Source organism: Gemmatimonas sp. (assembly GCF_044345575.1).
In the GTDB taxonomy this organism is placed as follows: Bacteria; Gemmatimonadota; Gemmatimonadetes; order Gemmatimonadales; family Gemmatimonadaceae; genus Gemmatimonas.
In genome coordinates this window covers 1-4,940 of the sequence record NZ_JBIJAW010000253.1, presented here as the reverse complement: position 1 = coordinate 4,940, position 4,940 = coordinate 1, and the positions used below count along the sequence as shown (strand labels likewise).

Genomic DNA, 4,940 nt, shown 5'->3' with positions numbered 1-4,940 from the left:
GTGGCGAGCGCGCGCTTGGCAAAGAGGAACGGATTCATCGGCGAAATCGGCAGAGGAGAACGAGGGTGTCGGTCGCCAATGTGCGTGTCGAACGGCACGTCCGCGAGTGCGGGGAACTGCTTTCGCGGAGCCGCGGAGTGAGCGGAGGGCGCAGAGTACGTGCTGCCCCCGGCGCACCCTGAAGCTCGAGTGATGCAGCTCGCGCAGTTTCGGTGCGCTTCTCAGCTCGCGCAGTACCAGTTCGCTTCTCAGCTCGCGCCCTGTCCGCCTAGAACGGACTCGGCCCCTTCAGCATTTTCTCCAGCAGACTGGGCGGCTGCTCGAGCCGGCCATGCTGTGCTTCATCGAGGAGAAATTCGACACGCTGCTGCACGCGGCTCACCATCGTGCGGAACGTGCGCGCCATGGTGCGCCAGCTGAGCCACGTCACGCCCGCCGCGATGGCCGAGAGCAACGCGATCGTCACCGCCGCCACCTGCGGCATGGCCAGCGCAAAAAAGAGCAGCGGTACCGCGGCCATGAGCACCACCAGCAGTCCTGCGCCCGCGGCACCGATCGTGGCCGTGCGCACCGAGCGCCGCGCCCCGTCGACCACGGCGTCGAAGCGCAGCACCGAGCGCGTGTCGTCGACACGGGTGGCGGTGATCACGAGGTGATCGAGTCGCACCAGATCGAAGCGCCGGCCGCCCGATCCAAGTGAGCGAAAGAAGTTGCCGAGCGGATCGCGACGCGGCTCCCAGACCATGCGATCGGTCGTGCGTCGCACCGCCACCATGTATTCGTTGCGCGGCAGGAAGGCCTCGAGGTGGCGCAGCAGCTGGTCCGGGGTACCGTTCACCGTGCGCTGGGCGCTCACCACCGCCGGCCCCACGGCCGAAAGCCAGCCACTCTGCTCGGCCAGTGGCAACGTGAGCTGCGCGCGCTCCTCGGCGATCGCCTGGCGCACGTGCTGCACATCGAGGCCGACTTCCTTCGCGATCTCCACCAGACGGGATTCGCTGATGGTATCCGCCGGTTCGCCCGGCTCGGTGTTCTGCAGTTCGGCGGCGCGGGCCAGCACGCGCTCGAGCGCCGTGCGCGGAAGATCGCTCATGTCAGATCCCACTCAGCACGATGTCGATCTGCTTCGCCAGGGCGTCGCGAATGGACGTCGGCAACGGAAAGGTGGCGTTGAACGCGGTGTCGGTCCCCGCGCGGGATTCGCCCGCGAGGCGCTGGCCCGCCTGCCGGAGGTAGTAGCGCTGATATCCGGGCAACAGCTCGGGCGCGAGCTTCGCGAGGAGCATCGCACCCGCCTGCACCTGTCCCGACGAGACGTAACGCGCCGCCACGCCTGCCCGCTCTTCGGCCGGGGTCGTGTTGTCATGCACGGCCGGCCCCACGAGCGCGCCGGTCGCTTCGTGAGCGAACACGAACATCACTTCCGCCGCATCGGCCGGACGCGCCGGATACGTGACCGCCACCATCGTGCGTCCCGTGTAACCGGCGCCGGTGCGTCCCTCGCCGCCCATGGGCAGAGACAGCACCAGATCGCCCTGCCGCTGCGACGTGTTGTTGAGGAACCGCTCGAACTTGGTGCGGTACACCTGCTGCCACAGGCTGTCCACCGCTGTGATCGTTGCAGCGCGTTCGCGCAGCAGCTTCTGATGCTCCGGCATCAGGAACCGCACGCCCTCGTCCTCGACACCCGTGAGGAACAGGCGCAACCACTCGCGATCGGCGGCCGTGGCGAAGACCGCGGCCAGCGGCGCCAGGCGCATGGCCACGTCGCGCGTCGGGGCTCGCCGCACATCGCCGTTGAGCTGCAGGAACTGCTCGATTGTCGCGCGCATCTCGTCCCAGTTGGCGAAGCCGAACGGCAGGAACTGGGCGTCGAGATACCCGTTGCGGCGCAGCCCCCGCGCGAGTGTTTCGCGATTACCGTCGAGCGCGGTGAGCAGGTTGCGCTGGTTCTTGATGACCGTGATCGAATCCCGGTAGCCACGCCGGTAGAGGGGGACCGCCGCGCTGTCGTCGCTCAGCATCGCGAAGGCGTGCAGCCAGAGGTCCACGTGCGGCACGGTGCGCACTGGCCAGCGCAGCGGCGGCTGGACGGCGGGCGCGCCGCCCATGGGGGCGGTGGTGGACGCCGGCGCTGGTGTCGCGATCGGTGCGCCGGTCGAGCCGGTAGAGACACAACCCGCCAGCAGCAGCACACCGGCGAGCACAAGGACGCGAGAAGGCATACCCACAATACACGTCGACCGGGCCATGGGATTCAATCCCGCCCGGTCGTGATGTCACCGTCTGCCTTCGGCTTCCTTACTCCTGTCGTCCGCACGTCACGCAGTAGCGCCAGTTCACGTCCAGCTCCGTGCTGCACGCGGGGCACTGCCGCTTGGTGAGATCCATGCCGCAGAACGGGCAGAACGTCATTGCGCGCCCCTGCGGCAGTTTGTTGTCGCAGTACCGGCAGCAGCGGTGAGCCACGGCCGGCGCGGCTGTCATCGTCGACGGCGTGGGACGCTGCGACGGCGGCGGAAACAGATCGTGCTCGTTGGGCACGACGCTGGGCACGACGCTGGGCACGACGCTGGGCACGACGCTGGGCACGGCGGCCCCGTTGGACTGCGTGAGGCGCAGGGTGCTCGTGGCCCAGGCGCGCACCATGGCCAGCGTGGGCGATGGAAACGCGAGCGCGGAGCGACAGGCCCCTTGCAGCTCCGGATCAGCCAGGAGATACCCACGATCGCCTGCCACGAGGCGAAGGAGCGCCGTTTCGAACGCGTCGGCCCCGCTGTCGGCCATCTCCCGGCGCACGTCGCGATACGGGAGCAGGCGCTCTTCCAGATCACTCAGCGTGAAGCCCTGTGCGAGCAGCTGCGGGAACTGGGTCCGGATCGTCCGAGACAACCGGAAGGCGAGACGATCGAGATCGTCGAGGGAGCGCGAGACGACGGTCACTTCGAGTCGCCGGCCCCGTACCGGGTGTCGATGTCGTTCCCCACCATGCTGCGGCTCTCCCCGCCGATGCGCTCGACGAGTCGTTCCACGGCGTTCTTTTCGTTGGCCTGCGCGTCCTTCCAGCCATAGCCGTACCCAATGGCTACACCGAAAAAGAGCGCGAGGAAGAACTTGAGCATGGGCATCCAGGGGTGAGCCCCGACGCCCCAGCGCCGGGATGCAGATCACCTCAAGGACGCACCGCCGAACGCGACGGTAACGCCGCTGCGGGCACAAACCGTTCCGCCACGGGAAACGACGAGAGGGGCTGCGACCGGGTTTTCGGCCCCTGGGCCGCCAGCCACGTTTCGAACTGTGACGGGACCAGCCCCTCGGTCGCATCCTGCGTCGCCGCTGCGCGGGTGGCGAGATGATTGGCGTACTCGTTCTGCGGATGCCCGGCGTGCCCCTTCACCCAGCACCACTGGGTGTCGTGCAGCGCAATGGCCTCGACGGCGTCCTGCCACAGTTCGACGTTCTCCACCGCGCCTTCCTTGCGGCGCCAGCCTCGCGCCATCCACCCCTTTACCCAGCTCGTCATCCCGTCGACGATGTAGCGCGAATCGGTGGTGAATTGCACCGACAGCCGGTTCCCCTTGCGCGACATGGCGGCGTATGTGTCGATGACACTCCGCAGGGCCATGCGGTTGTTGGTGGTGTCGGGCTCCGACGCCCACAGGTCGAAGCGCGCCAGCGTCCCGTCGGCCTTCCGGAACTCGACGAGGGCGCCGAGGCCGCCGGGCGTCGCCCCGCTCTTGCCATTGCCGAGACACGATTCGTCGGCATACACCGCCACCAGCGGGTAGCGCGCGCTCATCGCACGGGTTCCAGCGAGTCGATCTCGTCGATGATCAACTCGAGCCGGTGTCCGGTGCTCGGGTGCCGCGCGATGATCACTTCACGCCCGCTCTCCACGCGCAGCCGCTCGGGAATCACCACGTATTCCGTGCCGCGCCGCATGATCATGATGCGGGTGCCGTCGATGATGGCGCGCTCGAGGAGATCGTACTGGGCGGTAGTCGGCTGCATGGTGTGGTGAAACTAGCGGGGGACGGTGTCAGGTACTATGGAAGCTCGGGGAGCGGACGCTCGAGTTACGGGAGCTGGTGTTACGGGAGCTGATGACACGGGATATGCAACAACGGGAACCGCCTCTCGACGTCCGAGGCTGTTCCCGTTGTTCAATATCTCGTCCCACCAGCTTCCGTCGTTCCAGCTTCCGCTCCCCGAGCTTCCGCAGTTCGAATTTCAGGCAACCGGACCCGTGACGAACGTCTCCAGGATGTCCGTCGCCTGCTCCAACTGCGCCACTTCCACCCACTCCGTCGCCGAGTGCGCGCGCGCGATATCGCCAGGACCGAAGCACACGGCGGGGATGCCGGCGTTGGCAAATAGCGCCGCGTCGGTCCAGCAGAAGAGCCCCTCGATGTCGCCCGGCCGCCCGTGCGCCTGACACGCCGACACGAGCGACGCGACGAGCGGATGCGTCACGGCCGTCTCGAGCGGTGGCTGTGACCCGCCCAGTTCGACCGACGCCGTGAAGCGCGCGTCTTCTGCGTGCAGCGCGTCCACCAGGGCCTGCACCTCGGCCAGCACCTGTGCCGCCTGTTCGCCGGGGATCGTGCGACGCTCGAGCTTCACCGTGCACCGGTCGGCGTACGTGGACCAGCCGCTGCCCCCCTCCACCAGGGGAGCATGAATGGAGGCGCGGCCGAGCAATCCGTGCGTGCGCGTCCCCAGCAGTTCCGACTCGTATCGGTCCACGGCCGAGAGAAAGCGCGCCGCCATGCGATTGGCGTCGATGCCCACATCGTAGCGACTGCCGTGCGCCGCGCGCCCGTGTACGGTGACGGTGAGCCAGGCGAATCCCTTGTGCGCCGGCACCACCGCCAGCCGCGTGGGTTCGGTGATGATCGCGCCCGTGGCCTGCAGTCCATCGGCGAGCAGCGCGCTCGTGC

General features: G+C 68.0%; 7 protein-coding genes. All 7 read right to left on the bottom strand.

Features of this window, described 5'->3' with window-relative positions; all coding sequences use genetic code 11:
- Positions 1-268 precede the first annotated feature (268 nt).
- Positions 269-1,093 carry a hypothetical protein gene (locus ACIQ6O_RS12895; protein WP_396208197.1) on the bottom strand — a complete coding sequence of 275 codons (825 nt, stop codon included), beginning with the start codon at positions 1,091-1,093 and terminating at the stop codon, positions 269-271.
- Between the two features lies 1 nt (position 1,094).
- A complete protein-coding gene (locus ACIQ6O_RS12890) occupies positions 1,095-2,225 on the bottom strand; it encodes a hypothetical protein (protein ID WP_396208196.1) in 1,131 nt (376 codons plus the stop codon).
- A 76-nt stretch (positions 2,226-2,301) separates the two neighbouring features.
- Positions 2,302-2,943 (bottom strand): zinc ribbon domain-containing protein, encoded by a 642-nt coding sequence (locus ACIQ6O_RS12885; RefSeq protein WP_396208195.1) that lies wholly within the window; start codon positions 2,941-2,943, stop codon positions 2,302-2,304.
- Positions 2,940-3,128: a hypothetical protein gene (locus tag ACIQ6O_RS12880; RefSeq protein WP_396208194.1), complete on the bottom strand. Its 189-nt coding sequence runs from the start codon at positions 3,126-3,128 to the stop codon at positions 2,940-2,942. Before ACIQ6O_RS12880 ends, ACIQ6O_RS12885 begins: the two co-directional genes overlap by 4 nt.
- A gap of 44 nt (positions 3,129-3,172) precedes the next feature.
- A complete protein-coding gene (locus ACIQ6O_RS12875; protein WP_396208193.1) occupies positions 3,173-3,799 on the bottom strand; it encodes a ribonuclease H in 627 nt (208 codons plus the stop codon).
- Positions 3,796-4,011: a hypothetical protein gene (locus ACIQ6O_RS12870; protein ID WP_396208192.1), complete on the bottom strand. Its 216-nt coding sequence runs from the start codon at positions 4,009-4,011 to the stop codon at positions 3,796-3,798. The genes ACIQ6O_RS12875 and ACIQ6O_RS12870 overlap by 4 nt, the downstream gene beginning before the upstream one ends.
- Positions 4,012-4,230: 219 nt before the next feature.
- The coding region (locus tag ACIQ6O_RS12865) for a M20/M25/M40 family metallo-hydrolase (RefSeq protein ID WP_396208191.1) at positions 4,231-4,940 on the bottom strand (710 nt) is incomplete at its 5' end.